The organism is Vibrio sp. 11986-1-5, from assembly GCF_963878025.1.
Taxonomy (GTDB): Bacteria; Pseudomonadota; Gammaproteobacteria; order Enterobacterales; family Vibrionaceae; genus Vibrio; species Vibrio injensis.
In genome coordinates, this window is record NZ_CAWNVW010000034.1 from 1 (window position 1) to 393 (window position 393).

The window sequence follows — 393 nt, forward strand, 5'->3', positions numbered from 1 at the left end:
AGCCGGGCATGAATGCCTATCTGAAACTGAATACCAGAAGCCAGGAGATGCTGCTGATACCAAGCCAGGCCGTTATCGATACCGGCAAAGAACAGCGCGTGATTACTGTTGATGATGAAGGCAAGTTTGTGCCGAAACAGATCCACGTTCTGCATGAGTCACAGCAACAGTCCGGCATCGGCTCCGGCCTGAATGAAGGCGATACCGTGGTGGTCAGTGGCCTGTTCCTCATTGACTCTGAAGCCAATATTACGGGCGCACTGGAACGTATGCGCCACCCTGAAAAAACAGAAAGCAGTATGCCAGCAATGTCTGACCAGCCTGTAAATATGCATTCAGGGCACTGAGGAGACGACGATGATTGAATGGATTATCCGGCGCTCTGTCGCCAAC

The 393-nt window shown here is 51.9% G+C and carries 1 pseudogene; it reads left to right on the forward strand.

The annotated features are described in order from the left end of the window. A pseudogene (gene silB / locus AACS00_RS09910) lies at positions 1-347 on the forward strand (Cu(+)/Ag(+) efflux RND transporter periplasmic adaptor subunit SilB); the annotation flags it as partial. Positions 348-393: the final 46 nt, after the last annotated feature.